This window comes from Cytobacillus mangrovibacter (assembly GCF_042865275.1).
GTDB lineage: Bacteria > Bacillota > Bacilli > Bacillales > Cytobacillaceae > Cytobacillus > Cytobacillus mangrovibacter.
In genome coordinates this window covers 1-19,199 of record NZ_JBIACJ010000014.1, presented here as the reverse complement: position 1 = coordinate 19,199, position 19,199 = coordinate 1, and the positions used below count along the sequence as shown (strand labels likewise).

General features: G+C 36.6%; 24 protein-coding genes. 8 read left to right on the top strand and 16 right to left on the bottom strand.

The window, feature by feature from the left end; all coding sequences use genetic code 11:
* Positions 1–19 precede the first annotated feature (19 nt).
* Positions 20–1,285 (bottom strand): Y-family DNA polymerase, encoded by a 1,266-nt coding sequence (locus tag ACFYKT_RS19055; RefSeq protein WP_389222767.1) that lies wholly within the window; start codon positions 1,283–1,285, stop codon positions 20–22.
* 9 nt (positions 1,286–1,294) lie between these two features.
* Complete coding sequence (locus ACFYKT_RS19050; RefSeq protein ID WP_389222765.1) at positions 1,295–1,624, bottom strand: YolD-like family protein; 330 nt, start codon at positions 1,622–1,624, stop codon at positions 1,295–1,297.
* An 822-nt stretch (positions 1,625–2,446) separates the two neighbouring features.
* On the opposite strand from ACFYKT_RS19050, the gene ACFYKT_RS19045 reads away from it, so the two are divergent.
* Positions 2,447–3,685, top strand: a complete 1,239-nt coding sequence (locus ACFYKT_RS19045; RefSeq protein ID WP_389222763.1) for a replication initiation protein — start codon at positions 2,447–2,449, stop codon at positions 3,683–3,685.
* An 81-nt stretch (positions 3,686–3,766) separates the two neighbouring features.
* On the opposite strand, the gene ACFYKT_RS19040 is transcribed toward ACFYKT_RS19045, so the two are convergent.
* A complete protein-coding gene (locus ACFYKT_RS19040; RefSeq protein ID WP_389222761.1) occupies positions 3,767–5,134 on the bottom strand; it encodes an MmcB family DNA repair protein in 1,368 nt (455 codons plus the stop codon).
* A gap of 239 nt (positions 5,135–5,373) precedes the next feature.
* A complete protein-coding gene (locus tag ACFYKT_RS19035) occupies positions 5,374–6,672 on the bottom strand; it encodes a replication protein (RefSeq protein WP_389222759.1) in 1,299 nt (432 codons plus the stop codon).
* An 801-nt stretch (positions 6,673–7,473) separates the two neighbouring features.
* Between ACFYKT_RS19035 and ACFYKT_RS19030 the strand changes: the two genes are divergently transcribed.
* Positions 7,474–7,815, top strand: coding sequence for a hypothetical protein (locus ACFYKT_RS19030; RefSeq protein WP_389222757.1), 342 nt, complete (start codon positions 7,474–7,476; stop codon positions 7,813–7,815).
* Between the two features lie 776 nt (positions 7,816–8,591).
* Here ACFYKT_RS19030 and ACFYKT_RS19025 read toward each other — a convergent pair.
* The 10 genes from ACFYKT_RS19025 to ACFYKT_RS18980 form a co-directional block, all read right to left on the bottom strand.
* Positions 8,592–8,909, bottom strand: coding sequence for a hypothetical protein (locus ACFYKT_RS19025; protein WP_389222755.1), 318 nt, complete (start codon positions 8,907–8,909; stop codon positions 8,592–8,594).
* A 363-nt stretch (positions 8,910–9,272) separates the two neighbouring features.
* Positions 9,273–9,950: an SOS response-associated peptidase gene (locus ACFYKT_RS19020; RefSeq protein ID WP_389222753.1), complete on the bottom strand. Its 678-nt coding sequence runs from the start codon at positions 9,948–9,950 to the stop codon at positions 9,273–9,275.
* A gap of 142 nt (positions 9,951–10,092) precedes the next feature.
* Positions 10,093–10,272, bottom strand: a complete 180-nt coding sequence (locus ACFYKT_RS19015) for a hypothetical protein (protein ID WP_389222751.1) — start codon at positions 10,270–10,272, stop codon at positions 10,093–10,095.
* A gap of 564 nt (positions 10,273–10,836) precedes the next feature.
* Positions 10,837–11,403, bottom strand: coding sequence for a site-specific integrase (locus ACFYKT_RS19010; RefSeq protein WP_389222750.1), 567 nt, complete (start codon positions 11,401–11,403; stop codon positions 10,837–10,839).
* Between the two features lie 183 nt (positions 11,404–11,586).
* Positions 11,587–12,252 carry an N-acetylmuramoyl-L-alanine amidase gene (locus tag ACFYKT_RS19005; protein WP_389222748.1) on the bottom strand — a complete coding sequence of 222 codons (666 nt, stop codon included), beginning with the start codon at positions 12,250–12,252 and terminating at the stop codon, positions 11,587–11,589.
* A 179-nt stretch (positions 12,253–12,431) separates the two neighbouring features.
* Positions 12,432–12,566, bottom strand: coding sequence for a YvrJ family protein (locus ACFYKT_RS19000; protein ID WP_389222860.1), 135 nt, complete (start codon positions 12,564–12,566; stop codon positions 12,432–12,434).
* Between the two features lie 69 nt (positions 12,567–12,635).
* A complete protein-coding gene (locus ACFYKT_RS18995; protein WP_389222746.1) occupies positions 12,636–12,851 on the bottom strand; it encodes a DUF2922 domain-containing protein in 216 nt (71 codons plus the stop codon).
* A 41-nt stretch (positions 12,852–12,892) separates the two neighbouring features.
* Complete coding sequence (locus tag ACFYKT_RS18990; protein ID WP_389222744.1) at positions 12,893–13,105, bottom strand: DUF1659 domain-containing protein; 213 nt, start codon at positions 13,103–13,105, stop codon at positions 12,893–12,895.
* Positions 13,106–13,268: 163 nt separating this feature from the next.
* Positions 13,269–13,787, bottom strand: coding sequence for a hypothetical protein (locus ACFYKT_RS18985; RefSeq protein WP_389222742.1), 519 nt, complete (start codon positions 13,785–13,787; stop codon positions 13,269–13,271).
* 224 nt (positions 13,788–14,011) lie between these two features.
* The gene (locus tag ACFYKT_RS18980; RefSeq protein ID WP_389222740.1) at positions 14,012–14,200 is read right to left on the bottom strand and encodes a hypothetical protein; all 189 of its coding nucleotides are present in this window, start codon (positions 14,198–14,200) and stop codon (positions 14,012–14,014) included.
* Positions 14,201–14,431: 231 nt separating this feature from the next.
* Between ACFYKT_RS18980 and ACFYKT_RS18975 the strand changes: the two genes are divergently transcribed.
* The 4 genes from ACFYKT_RS18975 to ACFYKT_RS18960 all read left to right on the top strand — a co-directional run bounded on the left by ACFYKT_RS18975 (position 14,432) and on the right by ACFYKT_RS18960 (position 16,248).
* Positions 14,432–14,728 (top strand): AbrB/MazE/SpoVT family DNA-binding domain-containing protein, encoded by a 297-nt coding sequence (locus ACFYKT_RS18975; RefSeq protein WP_389222738.1) that lies wholly within the window; start codon positions 14,432–14,434, stop codon positions 14,726–14,728.
* The gene (locus tag ACFYKT_RS18970; protein WP_389222736.1) at positions 14,728–15,054 is read left to right on the top strand and encodes a type II toxin-antitoxin system PemK/MazF family toxin; all 327 of its coding nucleotides are present in this window, start codon (positions 14,728–14,730) and stop codon (positions 15,052–15,054) included. The genes ACFYKT_RS18975 and ACFYKT_RS18970 overlap by 1 nt, the downstream gene beginning before the upstream one ends.
* Positions 15,055–15,170: 116 nt before the next feature.
* On the top strand, positions 15,171–15,968 hold the full coding sequence (locus ACFYKT_RS18965) for a ParA family protein (protein ID WP_389222858.1): 798 nt from the start codon (positions 15,171–15,173) through the stop codon (positions 15,966–15,968).
* Positions 15,952–16,248: a hypothetical protein gene (locus ACFYKT_RS18960; protein WP_389222734.1), complete on the top strand. Its 297-nt coding sequence runs from the start codon at positions 15,952–15,954 to the stop codon at positions 16,246–16,248. The genes ACFYKT_RS18965 and ACFYKT_RS18960 overlap by 17 nt, the downstream gene beginning before the upstream one ends.
* A 92-nt stretch (positions 16,249–16,340) precedes the next feature.
* Here ACFYKT_RS18960 and ACFYKT_RS18955 read toward each other — a convergent pair whose 3' ends face one another.
* A complete protein-coding gene (locus ACFYKT_RS18955) occupies positions 16,341–16,655 on the bottom strand; it encodes a type II toxin-antitoxin system RelE family toxin (protein ID WP_389222732.1) in 315 nt (104 codons plus the stop codon).
* 3 nt (positions 16,656–16,658) lie between these two features.
* A complete protein-coding gene (locus ACFYKT_RS18950) occupies positions 16,659–17,018 on the bottom strand; it encodes a hypothetical protein (RefSeq protein WP_389222730.1) in 360 nt (119 codons plus the stop codon).
* A 573-nt stretch (positions 17,019–17,591) separates the two neighbouring features.
* On the opposite strand from ACFYKT_RS18950, the gene ACFYKT_RS18945 reads away from it, so the two are divergent.
* Both ACFYKT_RS18945 and ACFYKT_RS18940 read left to right on the top strand, forming a co-directional pair.
* Positions 17,592–18,140: a hypothetical protein gene (locus ACFYKT_RS18945; RefSeq protein WP_389222728.1), complete on the top strand. Its 549-nt coding sequence runs from the start codon at positions 17,592–17,594 to the stop codon at positions 18,138–18,140.
* Between the two features lie 49 nt (positions 18,141–18,189).
* Positions 18,190–19,199: type I restriction enzyme HsdR N-terminal domain-containing protein (locus ACFYKT_RS18940; protein WP_389222726.1), on the top strand; the 1,010-nt coding region annotated here is incomplete at its 3' end.

Genomic DNA, 19,199 nt, shown 5'->3' with positions numbered 1-19,199 from the left:
CGTAGGTAATTAGAGAAAACTATTGTTTATGACCTCCAACTAATTTACTTCTATGCAAAGCCGTTCCATCAGGAGTATACGAAACGGCTCTTAAAATGGCTGCTGACCCGTATTTATTTCTAATTTTGTCAACCGTGTAGCCTAATTCACGTTTCTTCCATCCGTTTAGATCAAATAAATTCAGTTGAATTTCATCATCATTAACCAGTTTTGTTATCGATACCGATACTGAACGAACGGTTTGACCTCTATAATTCTCTTGCATCAAAGCAAGGCAAACCTTATAAATATCCATTGTTACGTTCGTTGGGGTCTCAACAGTTCTTGATCTATGGAAGCCCCCACCTAATTCATCTTTGCTATACCCAAGCCCAAAACTGATAGTTCTTCCTGCCTTACGTTTATCTCTCGCCCTTTTCGCTACCTCCTCACACATTTCTAGAATAATAATATTGATCTCATTTATTTGTTTGTAATCCCTCATCAGGATCTGACTTTTCCCGAAACTTACTTGACCAGCTAAAATCGGCGCACCAATTTCTGATAAATCAACACCCCAGGCATGGTGATAAAGTTGATTTCCCATGATTCCAAATTTCTTTTCTAATAGTTCAAGATCATAACGAGCGATTTGACCTACATTAAATATCCCCATTCCGTTCAATGTTTTTTCTATACGGCGACCGATTCCCCACATTTTCGATAAAGGACTAACAGGCCATAATTTATGGGGAATATCATCATATGACCATACAGCTATTCCATTAGGAGCCTTTTTTGATTCTAAATCCAACGCTAATTTAGCCATAAGCATGTTTGGCCCAATACCAACGGTTGAGGGAAGTCCAAAAGTATTCTGTATTTCATATTGTATTAGTTGTGCAATTGTTTCTGGGGATCCCCATATTTTCTCAAGTCCTTTAACATTTAGGAAACTTTCATCAACCGAATAAGTGTGAATGGCTGAAGGGGGGACAAATTGATAAAACAACTTAGTAATTTCTGTAGATACTCTAATAAACATTCCCATTTTCGGATTAACTACTTTAATACGGGAATCATTTGGTATTTCAAATAGTCGGGAACCTGTCTTAATGCCAAATTTCTTCTTCAGTGCAGGAGAAGCAGCTAAAACAACGCTTCCTTGACGATCGATGTTCCCGACAACAGCTAAATAACAAGTTAGAGGATCCAAACCAAGCATCACAGCTGAAACGCTAGCATAGAACGATTTCATATCCACACACAATATCTTGCGGTCTGGAAATTGACTATAATCAATCATGATGTTAATTCACTCCTGATGTACATTAATTAGACTAGCGAAAGGTAGATGGTGGAAGTACCCTTCCTTATCTTGAATAATTAATTGACTCTTTAGGTGGTTAATAAAATGAACGGTGCCAATAATTGTTTTAGTAAACCCACGATCAAAGAGCTTAATTTCAAGAGACCGATTAGATTCTATCGCTTCGCAAATTAGCAATTCAAACTCTTCAAGAGCTTGCTCGTCTATTTCAGGCCTTTTAACCTTTTTTTCATCAATTAATAAATCCTTTAAACTTTGAACATGCTCTGGAAGCATCATTGCAGTCCACTTTTGGGTACCCCGATCACGGATCATTAATGTTCAACTCCTTTTTAATATATTATACACAAACATACGTTCGTTAAACAACCAAAAAATGTATGGATAGGTCTCGTCCCAGAAGCAAGAATTTACAACGACAGGAAACTAAAAAGGAATCAAAGAAACAACGTTTATTTATTAATAGAAATATTGTTTTCTTCTTAGAATTTCATTTAATTCTTTTACTGTATGTTGTAATCCTATTTCATCGAAATCAGCCATCAGTTCTTGCTCTATCTTTTGCATATGTTAAAGTAATTTCTTTACCAATACTTGATCTTTTGCCAATTATAATTACTATTTAATTTCAAAAAGAGCCCTATTGATTACCTTTTCTTAATTAAAATCTCACATTATAGAATTTATTTTTGGCGTACTCGTTTTATTGCTTTGATTCAGAATTAAAGCAGGATTATACGAAAATTAGATTAATAGATTTAAGTCACACACTGTTTTAGTGTTTTACAATATATATTTTAAGTATTTTACATTGTTTTACTTGTTTTCGGAGGCTCTGAGGCTAGTCATATCAGGGGATTCAGCGTTTTAATATAACAAAAATGGTGCTAACTATAACTTTTTTGGTGCGAACCATAACAAAAATGGTGTGAATCATAACAAAAATGGTGCCATTAATATAACAAAAATGGTGTGAACTATAACAAAAACGGTGCGACTATAACATTTTTGGTGCCAACCATAACAAAAATGGTGTCTGTTATAAAACTAGTATATATAACAAAAAAACTCTTTTGTTATACTTCGTAATTTGTCATAATTAGTCTAAGGAACTGACATGGGAAGGGAGGGGCTCTTTTGTTCCAAACAGAAATCATTGAAGTAAGTAACAATAAGCTTGTAACGAAATCAAATATGTTAATTGAGGCTAATTATAAGCTTGGGGTTGTGGAACAAAAAATTATCCTCTGTTTGGCAAGTAATATTCATCCATCAGATTCAGATTTTAAGACATATACATTGCCGATAAAAGAATTTACTAAGTTATTAGGACTGAAGGGGACCCCTAAGTACACGGAATTAAGGCAAATCACGAAAGAACTCATGCAGAAAGTGTTTGAGGTGCGTATCAATAAAAAGGTCATCCAGGTTGGATGGTTAAGTTATGTTGCGTATAACGAAACGGAAGGAACGATTGACATCCGATTCGATCCTTTCTTACGGCCTTACCTTTTGGAGCTAAAAAGAGAGTTTACTAGCTATAAATTAGAAAACGTAGTGAAGTTAAAAAGCTCCTATGCTATTCGAATCTATGAACTGTTAAAACAATATGAAAAAATCCAAGAACGGACATTTCCGATTGAATCATTAAGAAAAATGCTTGGTGCAGAGGACATCTACCCTGCATACGGAAATTTTAAGCAGCGTGTCTTAGTACCGGCTCAAAAAGAGCTGAAAAAGAAAACAGATATTTCTTTTCAAATCGAAGAGATCAAAACAGGCCGAAGAGTCTCGAAAATAAAATTTGTGATTTATCCAGCAAAGAAGAAGACAGAACAATTAAGCTTATTTGAAGAAAGCTTAGAGGAATTCAAACAACCGAATTCCTTTTCTGAAAGAGTGAAAAAGTTAGGTCTGATGATGGGCATACGGATAACAGACGAAACGATTCAAGCCTGGGAGAAATTTGGCCAAGAAAATGTCATTGTGTTGATGGAAAAAATACAGCATCGAACGGACATAGAAAACCTGATTGGATACATAACGACTGTTTTAAATGCTTCAAAAGGAAATGTGGAATCCGAAGTAGCAACGACTTCAGAGAATCAAATGATCCTGCCCTTTTTGGTTTCTTATTTCCGCAAATCGAAAGAAAAAGTGCCGAATTGGTTTGTGAAAGACAAAGCAGTAGAAGAACTTCAGACACAATTTCAAGTAAATGTGGAAGAAGCCAATGCCATGTTCGATAGCGTGAAAGATGAATTGTTTGAAATGTTAGGCGTGAAAGACTTTAAGCCTGAAACTGCCTCAAAAGAAGACAAAATGAGGAAGAAGAAAGAACTGGAGGAAACATTGAAAAAATTGAGAGGGAATTAAATATAACAAAAATGGTGTCAATAAATTATGGCACCATTTTTTTTTTTTTATAGGAAGTAAGTGAATTATCAAGGAATCCGTTTAATACCCATAAATAAACTTCCGAGACAACAACTGCCCCGCAGCGAACCTCAGTTCACTTTCCTGATCCACCTTATTCACAGGACGATCATCCGTTTTTATCAATTTCAAACTACCCCCAGCTTCGACATAGTGGCCACAGTTAACATTTTTGATCTTTTCTTCTACCGAATGGGATAAATCAGCAGGCGTTAAAAAATAAAATTCATGGCAGTATGGCAGATAGTCCGTCCATTTTTTATCTGTCTTTAAATCCCCTTGTGAGGTCTTCACTTCAAAAATAACAATCTGAGACTCATTATACGCGAAAATATCGGCTCTTTTTCCATTTGGGAGGGTTAACTCTGCCACCGCGATAAAACCACGCTGAAACAGCCATTTAAGGGCCTTGTCTTGCAATTCTTTGTGACGCTTTAAATTGATCATCGAGAGGAAGTCTGATACTTCGGCTATTTCCATATAAGAATGAACCGTTTTTTTCTTCATAGTCTTCAATTCTGTTTCAATTGTTACCCTTTTCCCTTTAATCTCCGTTAACTCTTGATTTACCTTATTTATCGCAACACTCAGTTGCTCATTAAATGCTGAAGGTAGTTTGTATTTGCCGTCTTCTGGCACATCTATCCAAGGTGTTCCTTTTTTTATTCTTTCCTTGTCACTGTCAGAATTCCATCGGAAATCCAGGCCTCGCTGATGCCTTGATTTCAAATCCTCTGTAAAAGCAAGAAAGTCTTTTAAAAAATGAACATATAACTCTTCATTGTAAACAATAATGCCTTTTTTCCTTAAATTCCTTTGCCAGTTAGGATTAAGCCTCTTTGCTAATACTAGCTTCCCTTCATATAATCCTAGATATTCACTCAAAAAGGAACGATAAGGCTCTGGATACCCCTTGAAAATCTTATTTTGATTATCCATTTCTTTTTGCATTTGCAATAGTTCCTTTTCCTTGATCCGTAGGGTTTTATCCGTATTCTCCAATTGTTCTAAAATAAGATCCGCAATTTCTTTAAATTCATGAATCCTTTCTCTTTTTTTAGTTAGTCCATTGATAAGCATCTGCAACTCATCTCTCGTTGTTTCATCCGTAACGACAGATAAGATTTCAGTTACTCCTGACCAATCAGACTTTTTAAATAAAGGTGCTAGAGGAAAGCTTTTTATCCCTAGCAGCTGCAATCGATGATAGTGTTCTTCTCCCAGGTTCTCCTTAGTTAAATCAAGCATCTTTTTAAACCGAGACAGCTTCTTTGCTTGATCCAACGAAACAGGGTAATGAGTAGGAATTTCAGAAACTCTTAAACCGTCTTGTAAGTCCAGTAAAATACGTTTGCTAAGTGAATCATTTCCGGTGGTGGTGGCTTTCATAATATCCTCCCAAAGTGCACCGTGCACCTTTTGAGGATATTATACAATGCTCCTTCTAACAAAAGCAATTAGGGATTTCTCTACCTGCGCGCTATCGCTTGCTCGCTAACCTCGCTACGAGGCTGTGTCCCCAGAAACATAGTGATATTCATTTAAGCTATGTATAGTAGATTTTTTACTTTGCCGCGGGTGAACAGGCTAACGCCCATAATATAAGGGCGAGAACCAGTACGAGGCTTTTATATTTGTTTCTTTAATTTTCGTATGTATCCCTCGCTGACAGCTATTATCTGAGCTAACCTTACATTAGATGCCTTCGGATGCCTTTGTATTGCTCCCTTGAGCTGCCATAACTTATCTTCTGTTCTCTCTTTTTGTTTACACAAATATTCCCCTCTACTAACAGATCCATTTTTTTCCCGAAAAGCGTGCTTATCTCGTTCACGTTTCCGTCTACGCTTTTCATTGATATCGATAATGGTACGTAAATGTCTCTGCTCTTCTGGGGTAATTTCGAGCCATTTTATAATTGTTGAATTCTTTAAATTATAGCCCGCACCTGGATACCCCTTGGCAATCGCTTCTTCATTTGCCAGTACATTATTTTTCGCTTCCCAAGCCTTTTCAGCGCTTTTTGTTGCCTTTATTACTTCACTCTTGCGCAAAGGATTCTTAAATTCACTGTTAAACTCAAGCATTTGTGCCAAAGAGTCTTCAAAATCATCCGTTAAGCAGCAACTCCAATATCTATACAAGAAGCAAACAAGCTCTCTGTGCCCCTTTAGATCATATTTTCGAAGCTCAGCAATCTTCACTAAATCTAGCAATCTAGAATAGTGAAGATTACGCACATTATGTAAATAAACAAGTTTTGACTTACGACCAGTTTTTTTAGCCTTTGATGGAGCTAATTCAGGCAAGTATTCTTCCTGTAAGTCTCTCAAGACATATCTATAATCATGTCGATATTCAATAATGACTTCCTTTCCATTCTTTGAATTTGTACTTCCTGCGACTCGAAATACCCTTGTTGAATCAATTGATTTCTTATCGGCTCCGACATACTCCATATGCTTGTAAAAGTGATTTTGAATTGCCTTCCACAACGGCAAAGCTTGATATGGAACAGGTTCTATAAGCCATACACATACTAATCCTCTGCCTGAAAAAATAATAAAATTTGGTAAAGGAACAGTCTCTTGAAACACTTCTAGGTTTAGCTTTTCTACAACCCAGTGAGGGTCGTAATTTAACTGATGGCAGTCTACATCTACATATAAAGCCCTCAATTGCTTTAAATTTTCAATTCTCCTTTGGGGCTTAAAGAAAGTATTCTGGCTAAAAAAGACATTCTCTCCTAGCCACTCTGACAGCTCTGAAGCCAATTGCTCAGGTCGATAATGGTATTGCCTCCATGATCCATCCCTATCCTTTTGAGCTAGAGTAATCCATCCTGCAGCTTTATAATGATGAAACATCACATGACGTTTTGCCTCATCTATTGAACAATTTTCTAGTGCATTTAATTGCTCTATCAAAAAAAGTCCTCCCCAAATGAAGGACAATCGCAGAAACTATATGATAAAATATAAAAACAATTCACATAGAGGGATGCGATTCCTTCTCAAATTGTAGAGAAAACCCCTGGAGCGGCCAAACTCAATTAGGGGTCTTCTTTTTGATAAATTCTAGTCAATTTGTAATAGTTATTTATACTTATAACAAAGGCAAAAAAAATAATAACTTCGATAATAAATGATAGAAAGACAGATGAAGATAATAAAAGCGCTTACATTTTCTAATTTTCGACACGTGTTTCCAATATCCTCCAAAATTTTTGTGAATACTTTATGAACTAAGGGGGAAAGAACACCGTGCTGCCGCACCGTGTTCTTTTTTATCAAAAAAAGTAGTATGCGTCTTTGAATAAGGCCCGCCGCGAGACATTCGGCTGCCGAAAGACTCGCGGCTCAGCACTCACAAGAAAGTATGGCATTTTGAATAAAGTTAAACCCACGAAGCGTGCGTCTTTGAATAAAGATGGCAATCCCATCCCCAATCTTTTTCGGGAAAATCACCCGAAAAAGCGCCACTGTCCCCTCCCCTCAAAAGACGGCCACTTCCGATAACATTTCATTATGTATAACTAGACGCTAGTTAACATAACCAATGTTATCCGAAGTGGCCGGGGAGGGAATACGTGACGGACTGAGGAAACCCACCTCAGTCATTGGGCATGAGATCGCCTTTACATCTAAAATAAAGTTCCTGCTTAAAATATGAATTAAGACCATCGATAGAATACTCGGAGATGCAGAGCAAGCCGCCAGTCATTCGAAATGCCGGAAACATTGCAGGGAAGCCCACCTGCAATCATTCCAGCACCAAGACTTCCCTCCAACTTACAGTCGGGAAATCTTTTTTCGAATCACTGGCGGCCCTTTGAAAGATTAATCGAAGGTTGCAAGGCAAAGCTGGCAATCATTCAAATGCTGGAAACATTGCAAGGGAAACCACCTTGCAATCATTCCAGCACCAGGAACTTCCTCCCACGTGCAGTCGGAAGATCCTTTTTGAATCATTGCCAGCTCCTTTTTAAAGGCGGATTCACAGAAGAACAAAGAGGAAAGAACTTGCTGACGCAAGTTCTTATTATCGTAGCTATGAAGATAGCGCTTTGAATTCCGCCCCCCTTGACCAGGGGCCCCTGCGCTCGTGGTGGAATTTGCTAAAAAGCTCCGTCCCTCTGGGCGCTTCGCTTCTCTGCAAATTTCGCTTGCGCGATACCACGAGCGCCCCCCCAAGTAAAGGGCCGCTTCGCTGGGCGGGTTTGTATTTTAAAAAGGGTTCATAAAAAGAGGGAAATAACAAAAGATCAGCAATAATCAAATTTTCGCGTGATAATCACGTTAATTAATATGCTTTTCATGCATGAGTTTCAATTATTCTTCTTAAAGGATAGGGATATCCTTTATGGCCTATTGGTTGAAGGGGAGAGGGCGGGAGAATGCCAAATTGAACGGTTTGATGTGATAGACTAAAAAATCGACACCAAGCACAATCAAGATCCTATTGTATATCGGGTGTCGGTGAACTGTTCTTGTCACATCAAAAAAGGAATTTCACCCTTTAGGGTCGAAACGAAGTGAAGAAGTCGATAGATTTGAAATTCTTTTAGTGGTTTATACGCTGCTGCCCTTCCTTATTAACCGATTAAATAAGGACCGCTTCGCTGGGCGGGTTTGCATTTAAAAGTTATATGAGAATTAATATAAATAAAAGGAATAAATAAACGTTTCTTTATTGTAAGGTTTATTTATTCCTTTTATATTTTGGGTATTTCCCGACGCTACCCCAAGAAGAAAAAAAGCATCCTATTAAAGCAGAATGCAGTTATTTTGAAACGATCTTTCAAACATATTTGTATTAGGTTGTTAAACTGATCGTAGATTCAATCCTATTTATCCTTAATTTGTTCACGGATCCTTTGAAGTTCATCCAGAGACAGTTCACTTAGGGATTCTCTAATTTCTTCCTCAATTAGTTTCCTGCTGCTTTCTCGATATAGATTCCACCAATCTCTTAGCCCCTCCGTCTCTTCCAAGATGTATTCAATATCTATTTCTTCTACGTCTTCATCTGATAGATAATTCAACACTGCCGCTAACATACGAGATAAGTTACCGATTTCATCTTTGTTTTGTTGATCATTTGGCGATTGGACATCTGTCTCCTTCACCAACTCCTCATTGGTTTGTGCGGACTTTCGTGGCATCTTCGTCACTCCTTGCTTTTTTAATAAGATATATTTTAGTATTCCCATTAAAAATTAGTTGTTTAATTTAAGCCGGATTAGATCGTAAATTAGATGTTGATCTGTCGAACTTTATTATGCCCTATATTAATATGGGTGCATCATTCTTTCAGTTTCTTATTTAGAAATCCGTGTGTTTCTTCTCCGACATCGGGCTCCTAAGCCACACAACATTCTACTCGAGGAACTCACGTGCTTGCATAGCGTTGCTGCATTATAGAAAACTACAATAGGAAAAGATGAAATAAACGTTCCTTCTAATGAAGAAACGTTTATTTCTTAGAAGATTTATTTTTAGCTTTATAAAAAATAGAAGAACCTTAATTAACAAATTTCTCGTATCAGTTCAATGGAGTTATTTTTCGGAGAGTTAACAAGTGAAGATACCTCATAGGTCTCCATTAAATCATGACTCATAGGCATCAATAACTGATTAAGTTGTTTAATATCTGAAATTGCAGGATCTAGCCATATTTTCTCGTCACTTGGCTTTAAAATAACCGGCATTCGGTCATGTATGTCTTTTACAAGGTCATTTGGAGTTGTTGTTATAACTGAACAAGAATAGATAGATTCTCCTTGTGGAGATATCCAACGATCCCACAGGCCAGCCATAGCAAATAAACCTCCCGATTTAAGTTTAATTCGCATAGGCGTCTTCGTTGTATCCTCATGACGTTTCCATTCATAAAAAGAATCAGCAATGATTAAGCAGCGTTTCTTCTGGAATGGATTCCGAAAACTAGGTTTTTCAGAGATTGTTTCTGCCCTCGCATTGATCATTTTATATCCGATCTTCATTTCCTTCGACCAGGGCGGAATCAGCCCCCAGCGAAGAAAGCCTAAACGATTCTTACTGCCATCATTAATTACAGATAAGACAGATTGTGATGGGGCTACATTGTAGTTTGGATTATATAGTTCTTCTTGGATTGCTGCATCAATCTCAAATCGCTGAATGATTTCAGTGAATGTTGCTGTTAGAGTGAATCGGCCGCACATAATTGCACCTCAATTATTATTTTGAAACATTGTACCAAAATAAATTACTATAGACAAAATAGACAATAAAAATCATTATCATGCCGAATAAAAGAAGAAACGTTTATTTATATAAAGGTTGATTTCTTACAAAAAAAGAAGATCACTCTTCTTTTTTTTCAATCTTTACATTTCCAAGTTTATTTGCAATTTCTTTCAGAATAACATTTCGTTCCTTTTGAGCTTTAATAAGACTAACCGCAAACCAAATGGTAAATCCAAGAACCCCAAAATAAATAACAATCATAAATAAAAACGGTAAGATAGAAGAAAACATCTCCATTGCTGTTGCCTCCAATCAAATCTCTTTATGGTCCTCTTTTAAATTTATGCATAAATTAGAACAGGGAGACTTAGGAGTAGGCATAATCATGCTGCAATTAGACATTCATGTAATGGCAAAGGGTTATTGGAATAAATAAACCAAAGAAGAAATAAACGTTTCTTCCTAGATTGTTTCTTTCTCTACTTATCTAGTTAAGGCACAACTTAATTTTTATAAAAACTTAGAAGTGCCAATCTACATTTCCGGCAGTTAATTGAATTTATATTTTTAAATTGGATTGATTTATATAACTCTTTTTGTTTTTGAGGAGTAGTAGTCCGGTAGTTCACACCACAAATGCAGGAAGATTCATCATTTACTGCATGAATTTTCCCCTTACCACAAGTAACTGTAGGATAAAACATAGGCATCCCTCTTTGCTTTTATCTATTCTTTCAATTACTAGACGGAATTAGGACATGCTAGGTTTCAATAGATTAAGAGACGAAATATATTAATTCAATTAGTTAACTAATAATACATAAATATATAGATAGGTTAACTTAGTTATCTTGGGTTAACCTACAAATCTAACTTCAAAACCACCTCATCCAACTGCTCCTGTGTAATTCCAATATAACGTAAAGTATCAGCTTGACTAGAATGATTTAGCAGCTTTTGAATTAACGTTAGATCCACCCCGTCTTTATAAGCAAAATAACCAAATGTTTTGCGCAAGGAATGTGTACCAATTCGTTCATTTATCCCTACGGAACGAGCGGCTTTGTTGAGAATATCATAGGCATGCTGCCGGCTGATCGGACCTCCTTTTTGACTTAAAAATAACGGGGAGGTGACAGCTGCATTCCTTCTTTCCGTATCCATATATCTTTCAATCAAACGAATCGTCTTTTTACTTAAAGCTATATAGCGAGATTTCCCCGTTTTCTTCTCACGTATTTCAATCCATTTCACTATTCCCTCATGATTTCTCAGATCCCCTATCTGAAGGGCCAATAAATCACTAATACGTAGTCCCGTATTGATCCCAAGAACAAAGAGGAGCTCATTTCTTAGTGAAGATGCGCGCAACACCTTCTTTATCGTCTCAATTTTCTCGCGATCACGTATGGGTTGGACAGTTTTCATTATCTGACACCTTCCTTTAAACGTGGGAATATAGCAGATTTCATCTGTATTTTTAGCTCTTAAATAAACCATATAAATCCTTATGTATGTACAGATTGCAGAGCAATAAAAATCTGACTTAAGTTGCTTGTGTCAGATTTTTATTTATTAGAAAAAAACTCCACCCTTATCGGCAGAGCATGATTAGCCTTCCTTCACATGAACAACCCAACCGTATTCCTCTTTCAGCATCTTTGCATTTTTCTCTGCCTCAGCCTTACTACTAAATGAACCAATCATGAGATAATGCTTTTTCTCTGCTGATTTTAACCCTGCAACCTTCGCAATCCCAGCCGCATGAGCTGCAGCCACCTGATCAAGAAAAGCATCCGACTTTAAAAGCTTGGCTTCATTCGGATTCGATATAAACAGTGTTTCCGTTAAAAGAGCCGGCATGATCGTTTCCCGAACAACCGCAAAGTTCTCTGCCTTCATTCCCCGATCCATAATCCCATATGGCTTCAAAGCCTTCATTACTTCTTCATGGACATTTTTCTGTAATTCAATTGATTTTTCTTTCGTTGTTTTGGAATAACGGAATGTTTCAAATCCCTTCGCGGTGGCGTTAAAACTATTGATGTGGAATGAGCAAAAAAGATCTGCTTTTGACCGATTGGCGATAGATGCGCGTTCTGATAGTGTCAGAGAAACGTCCCTATTCCTTGTATACATGACATCGCAATCGTATTGAGTACGTAAAATCGTGCCCGTTTTAAGTGCTAACTTTAAGGTAATATCCTTCTCTAATAAACCATTACCAACAGCACCAGGATCACTTCCCCCGTGTCCTGGGTCTAGTGCGATAAGCATTGATTTCACCACTCCTTTTCAAAAAGAAAATATAACGCATTAAGATTAGGGGTTAGCTGCGTGCCGTCCTCCTCGAGGCCCTTCATGCACCACTCCCTGAAGAAATAAACTCCGTGCGGCACGCCTTATGCTTTGCTGGGATGCAGGAAACCATATAACGTTCCTCACTTTTCTTGCCCTTATTGCTTTAATGATAGGGTCAGATCATTAATAGATTGTGAGAGTTGATCAATTTTTGTCTCCATCCGATTTAGTAGATAAAAGGTAATCAATATCGGAAACCCAACTTGACTGATCATAGACACCCAATCCATTTCCATCATTCCCACTCCCTTCTTTAATAAGTTTAAAACGGAAGGCTTCGAGCACCTTCCGTTCATTATTTAAACAAATTCAATTTCTTCAGTTGTACGATCGATGACTCGAGCATTGACGGCACGAACTAAATCGCCCTTGGCCGTGATAAATACATTTGCTTGAACCATTTTTTCCATTGCAGCCTTAATTTCTGCTGGAGTGAGATCTTCTTTAGGATTCCTAACCGAAATCTTTGCTGATCCAACCTCTGCATCAAAGTTCAATTCCAACGTTTTTGCCATTTGGGATTCCCTCCTTTCTTCATTTTAATGGTTTCGAGTGATTAAACTAATTCGTTCGTAATAACGGTTGAGAAGTTAGCCGGACCATTACACAGTCCTGCAAGTGCAACTGCAGCTTCAACTAGTTTGTCAGGTGTAGCATTTCCTTTGATGTTCGAATACGTATAACGTTTAGTAATCGGTTCTCCCTTGTCATTCAATCCCTCTTCAACAGTAAGAATAAGTGACTTTTTCACCAATGCCTCCATAGCCATGAATATCCCCTCCTTTCTTACTGCAACTATAGCGATTCCTCTATTATCTATCAAAGGAGCTTTCAAGCTGAAAACTCTTAATTTGTAGCTTCTTTCCTAAAATAGACATCAAAAAACCCCTTATCATGCAGATAAGAGGCTGAAACACCATAATTTTAAAATTTTAAACAACGGAAAAAAGCCAATTTCTCCTGTGAGGTTCATGAATTTCACCAAAGCACAACTCTATGCATCTAGCATTCTTTAACTGCTCAAAACAAAACTTTTCTGAATGGAAAACAGGGATCTCGTGCTCCTTTGATAGCTGAACGAACGTCTTATGCTGTGATTTTTTTTGAAAGCATTCAATTTCTCGAGCAACAAACCAACCCACACGTGATTGACGGCCTCCTATTGACTCTCTAACGATATACGGAATCAATGTCACTCCATATGAGAGAACAACAGGGACCAATTGGCTTCTCCCTACTAGTTTTCCATATCGACTTCGATTAGCGGAGACACTCGTACCAAAATAATGAAGCAATTTGTTTAGGAAAGAATCACTCTGAATATCTAGTAGTTCCATCGATCCATTTTTCAAGAAAAGCTGAACGTGATCGCCTTTCCCTTCAACATATACTGGGATAAATGCTTGTCCTAAGGATAAAAACATATCAATTTTCTTCCAATCCACTTGCATACATTCCCTTCCATATTGGTTGTTTCAACCCGAAAAATAACTATTTATGTAGAATATAGCTGTTTCGGGTAAATTTCACCACTTCCCTTTCAGCTCGTTACCATCACAAAATAGCCATAAAAAGGCCAATAAAGATAAAATGACATGCTTTATTCATGATATGAAGTTATTAGTAACAAATTAGGGGATTTTCTGAGAGGGAAATTTCACATTCTTACTAATACTTAATTCAGCGGGTTCTTAATATTCAATAATGGGTATTCATCAGCTATATCTTCTAATACGCCAGTCGATAAAATTAGGTTGGGATCTACGTGTGAACAATTTATATGACTTAAAGTATAAATGAAGTCTAATACTACATAGTTATCTTTCTCCAGTTCACTACCACAATGACCGCAACGTATACTCATAATTTCTTCCTCCTCTCATTAATGGTTATCCATAGAGTACCATATTGGAATTACTTGTAATTATACTTAATTTGTCAAATTGAAGTTATTAATTGAGTTTATTAAAATAAGGGAAGAAAACAACGTTTCTATGAAGGAAGATTCATTTCTACATATATTTAAAATAAAGAGAATCATTTTAAACAATATTGTATATACTGTGTGTATACAATGAAATAGGAGCGTGTTACAATGGAAGGGAAAGAGAGAAACCAGGCAAAAGAGGTGGAAATCATGACGTTAGCCACAACGGTTCAAAAGTGGGGAAATAGTCTTGCCGTTCGGATTCCAAAAGATATTGCTGAAAGAGTGGCTATTTATCAAGGGGCAGAAATGGAAATGAGAGTGGTTGAAAACGAAGGAGTCATCACATTAGTTCCAAAAAAACAACAAAAGAAATATTCATTAGATGAGCTCTTAGCCCAATGCACACCTAATAATCGCCATCCTGAAATCGATTATGGGATAGAGGGGAATGAATTAATCTAATGTCAGCACCGGAACGCGGCGATCTTGTTTATGTGAATTTTAATCCGCAAGCAGGCCATGAACAAGCAGGGAATCGCCCAGGAATCGTATTATCACCAAAATCATTCAATGAAATCACCGGTTTTGCAGCCGTTTGTCCGATTACGAATACCATCAGGGGATGGGGATATGAAGTCGAGCTCCCTGATGGTTTAGCTTTCAAAGGGGTTATATTAACAGACCAAGTTAAAAACCTAGATTGGCAAGCTCGTAATCTTCACATAAAAGGACAAGCCCCTGAGGATATTGTGAGTGATTGTTTGGCGAAGATACGTACATTTTTGTGAAAGCTTTTCTGCTAATTACATAATTAGTGTATTAAATATAAACAACCAGTTTTCTTTAAACCCATTAATAAAAAGAAAGGAAGAAAACAACGTTGGTAGAAAGGAAGGTATATAAGTTGGCAATCACAATTACAATGGGCATTCAAAAAGGCGGCTGTGGCAAGTCCACTACTACTGGCATCTTATCTTACTTACTTAAGGAAGATGGATATCGGGTATTAGCTATAGATATGGATTCACAAGGGAACTTAACAGAACTCTTAACAGAACAGCCATCAAATGAATTCGTTGAGAAATCAGTATTGGAGGCAATCCAACAAAATGATATAAAGTCTTATGTTGTACCAGTTAGTGAAAATCTTGATGTGCTTCCAGCTACAAATTTCTTAGCCACTTTGCCACGTTGGATTTATACAGGGAAAACATACAAAGGGGAGACGATCCCATTCAGTGGAAATCCAAGTTTGATATTGGATCATGCCTTGGATCAAGTTCGCGATGAATATGATTTCATTATTATTGATACTCCACCTTCACTAAGCGAGCAAACAACAAATGCATTATGTGCTAGCGAATATGTCGTTGTATTATTTGAAAGCTCTAACTGGTGTTATTCTGCAATCCCTAACTTCATGGACTCTGTCACAAGTGCCAATGAGTTTGGAAAACGAGATACAAAAGTAATTGGGATATTAAGAACTTTGAATGATGTGAGACGTACCGATGCAAAAGCATTCAATGAAATGATCGAAGAAGATTATCCCGATGATGTATTTCAAACAGTGATTACACGAAAAGCGCAAACCGGAAGACTTGCCTTATACGGATTCAATGAAAATATTGAACTTAAACCAGCATTAGAACAATATAGAAACTTCTACAAGGAGTTGATTCAACGTGTCAAAGGTCAATGACATCAAAAACATGAAACGAAATCAAAGAACTGTTAGCCCAACACAAGCATTAGCTGAAATCGTAGGAGATAAAACAAGCAACCAAGAAATAAACGTTGTTTCGAACGAAGAAAACAACACAACAAGAAAGGAAGAAAAGAAAGTGGAAAGAAAACGCGTATCTTTTGATTTACGAACAGATTTACATAAAGAATTAAAAATGGAAGCACTAGTTCAGGAGAAAAATATTTATATTTTAATTGAAGAGGCTTTGGAGAAGTATTTGAAGGAGAGTAAGTAGATAAAATATCTCATATCAAAATACGTTGAATAAGGAACTTACAATAAAAAACGAAGGAGGATATCTAACCGGATATCCTCCTTCGTTTTTTATTAACTCTTTAAACGCTTGGCAGCAATTTTATATACCTCATTGTCTTCACGTTTACCAATTGTAATGATCTCCGCAATTTCAGCCCTATCACCAACAATTCGGTAGACAATACGAATGCCAGCGTTTCGAAATTTAATTTTTCTACATCCAATTAAATTGATACCGTGTTTGGTTGTTAAATCTTCACCAAGCTCATCCGCACGTTCCTGCATTTTAGCAATTGCAACGTTTACTAATTTCTTAACCGAACCATCTAGCTTCCGATATTCTTTTCTTGCTTCTTCAATGAAAACTACTTCAAATTTATTCTTCATTTATTACTCGAATAAGTCTTCATCGGGAATGGAGTTAGGATCAATTCTACAAAATTCCTCATAATTGTCCTCTTCCATAACTTCTTGGAGACTATATCTGGCATTCGGATTCGCGTCAGCTTGCTTTAATCGTTGCGCAATTTGAAGTTCCCAAGTCAACTCACGAAGCGTTTCTAACTCCCTGAACATTTCTTCATATTGATGATAATCAAGGATAACAGAATCAATTCGGTTATTTTCGGAAATAAATTGGGGGAGTGACTTTGCATTCTTACGAACTTCCCCAAAACGTCTAGAAGCTATTGAGGCTGGAATCACTTGATCCACATTAAAACGTGGTTTATCCATTACATCCACCGCCAATCTTTCCATCTCCCTTCAGTATACGTTGATTTTAATAAAAGTATACAACTTCATACGCAATATATAAAGTTAAATATTCATGAAAATATTACGTAATAATTCACTTGATATCAATTTTATCTTCTCAGTTATAAAATTGATGTGCAGGCTGTTCATGATATCTAAGTCGATTTGGTTGTAATAAATACGAAACGCAGCGAATTAGAACAACTCAACGTGAGGGCATTGAGATTGCAAATAACCAAAGGGGATTTCGAGGAGGAACAAAAAAGTACCATGTCGATGTAACCGAGAAATATAAAGTCATCTATGAAAGGATTGTTTATTTGTTGGAGTCAGGAATGAGTATGATGGATATTCATCCGAAAGTTGATATGACTCAAAATACAATTTATGGAGTCAAAAAGGAGATGAATTTAGCATGTGAATAATGAAGAGAAGTAAAAAGATTAGTTCCATTAACCCTTCGTGTTGACGGTATTCTATTTAATGATCCACCAGTATAAGTAAACACTTGAATAAGTGTTTACTTATTAATAAAATAAAGATAGATAAAAGAAATGGAGAGATAGGATGAACCAGGAGCGAAGAATAGAAATATTAGAAGCTGAAGTAAGTGAACTGAAGGGGAAGGTTAATGAATTAACAAATTTTTTAATCAAGGAAGAGAAAAAGGAAAATCGAGAGTGGAACAGAAATATTGTCTCAGATTATATGATAAAGCTTGTTTACCCTGGGATTTACTGTAACATTGATAAACCGAAAGCTGGTTTTCCTAAAAATAGAAGAACTGTAGCTGAACAACTTTCTATTGGTCAGTTCATGTTTATATATGTAACAGCTCCTGAAAAAAAAATTATTGGACTCACAAAAGTGGTATCGAATTTAAAAGTTACTGAAGGTAGATGGCCTTACTCTGTTGATTTAGATTGGATTATCCATCCGAAATTGGGTGTTTCTTTCAAGGATTTAGACTTAGATATAAGACCACGCCCTGGCGATACAGTTTTTGGATTAACTGATGAAAAAGCTAAGGAAATTGTAACAGCGCTTAAAGGCCAGGAAGATTTAGATGGCAGTACATTGATATATCTAAAACAGAAATATGAAGACACCGAATAATGCGTTCAATAGCAAAAATAGTTTAGACAGAAAGATGCAGGAGGACAAAATGAATACTAAAGAAATATTAGACAAGATTTTTAAGGATCCTAAAACACTATACGAACTTACCGAATTTGATACTCTTGGTAAATCCCTTCATGAAATATTAAATATTTATTCAAAGACATCAGATTCTGGTAGGGATGCTGGTAAAACTAAATATTACTTGAAAAGCTTTGTTCCCTTTTCTTCTGGAAAAGAAGAAGTTCAGGTTTTTGATGAGAAAGGAAAATCAAATCCTGAAGAAATTGTTCGTCAGCTTTGGGTTTATAAACTACTTAATGCTTACGACTATAAGGCAGACGAAATTGAACTAGAAAAAAGCGTCCATTTTGGGACCGAAATTAATGCAAAAGCAGCAGATATAGTTGTGTATACAGATAGCACAAAGCAAACACCCAAAATTATTATTGAAGTTAAAAAGCCTAAGCGGAAAGATGGGATAGAACAGTTAAAAAGCTATCTAAATGCACAAGGTTCTCCTGTAGGTGTTTGGTCAAACGGTAGTGATAGTATTATTCTTTTTCGACCTTACCCTGCAAACTTTAATGATACTCTTGTAGATATACCTAAAAGAGGACAAGAACCTAAAGATGTTCTTGAAGCAAAAAGGACTCTTGCTCACCTAAAAAAGAGCTTTAACTTTAAAAAAATTATCCAAGATCTTGAAGAACTTGTACTTGCTGATAGTGGTAAAGACGAGTTTAATGAAATATTCAAGTTAATTTTCGCAAAGATATGGGATGAAAAAGAGGCTTCAGAAATTCGCCAGAATCAAGAGATTCATTTCACTAAAGCATTGGATCCAGAAATTACTTATGAAAGAATAAACAATCTCTTCAAAAAAGCTTGTGAGGAGTGGCCAGGTATTTTTAAAGAGGGTGAAGATATTGAACTTACTAAAAAGCATTTACAGGTCTGCATAGGACCTATTGAGGGTGTCCGTTTAATGGGTTCAAATCTTCGTATTATGGATGATGCGTTCGAATATCTCTTACCTACTGAATCAAAAAAGAA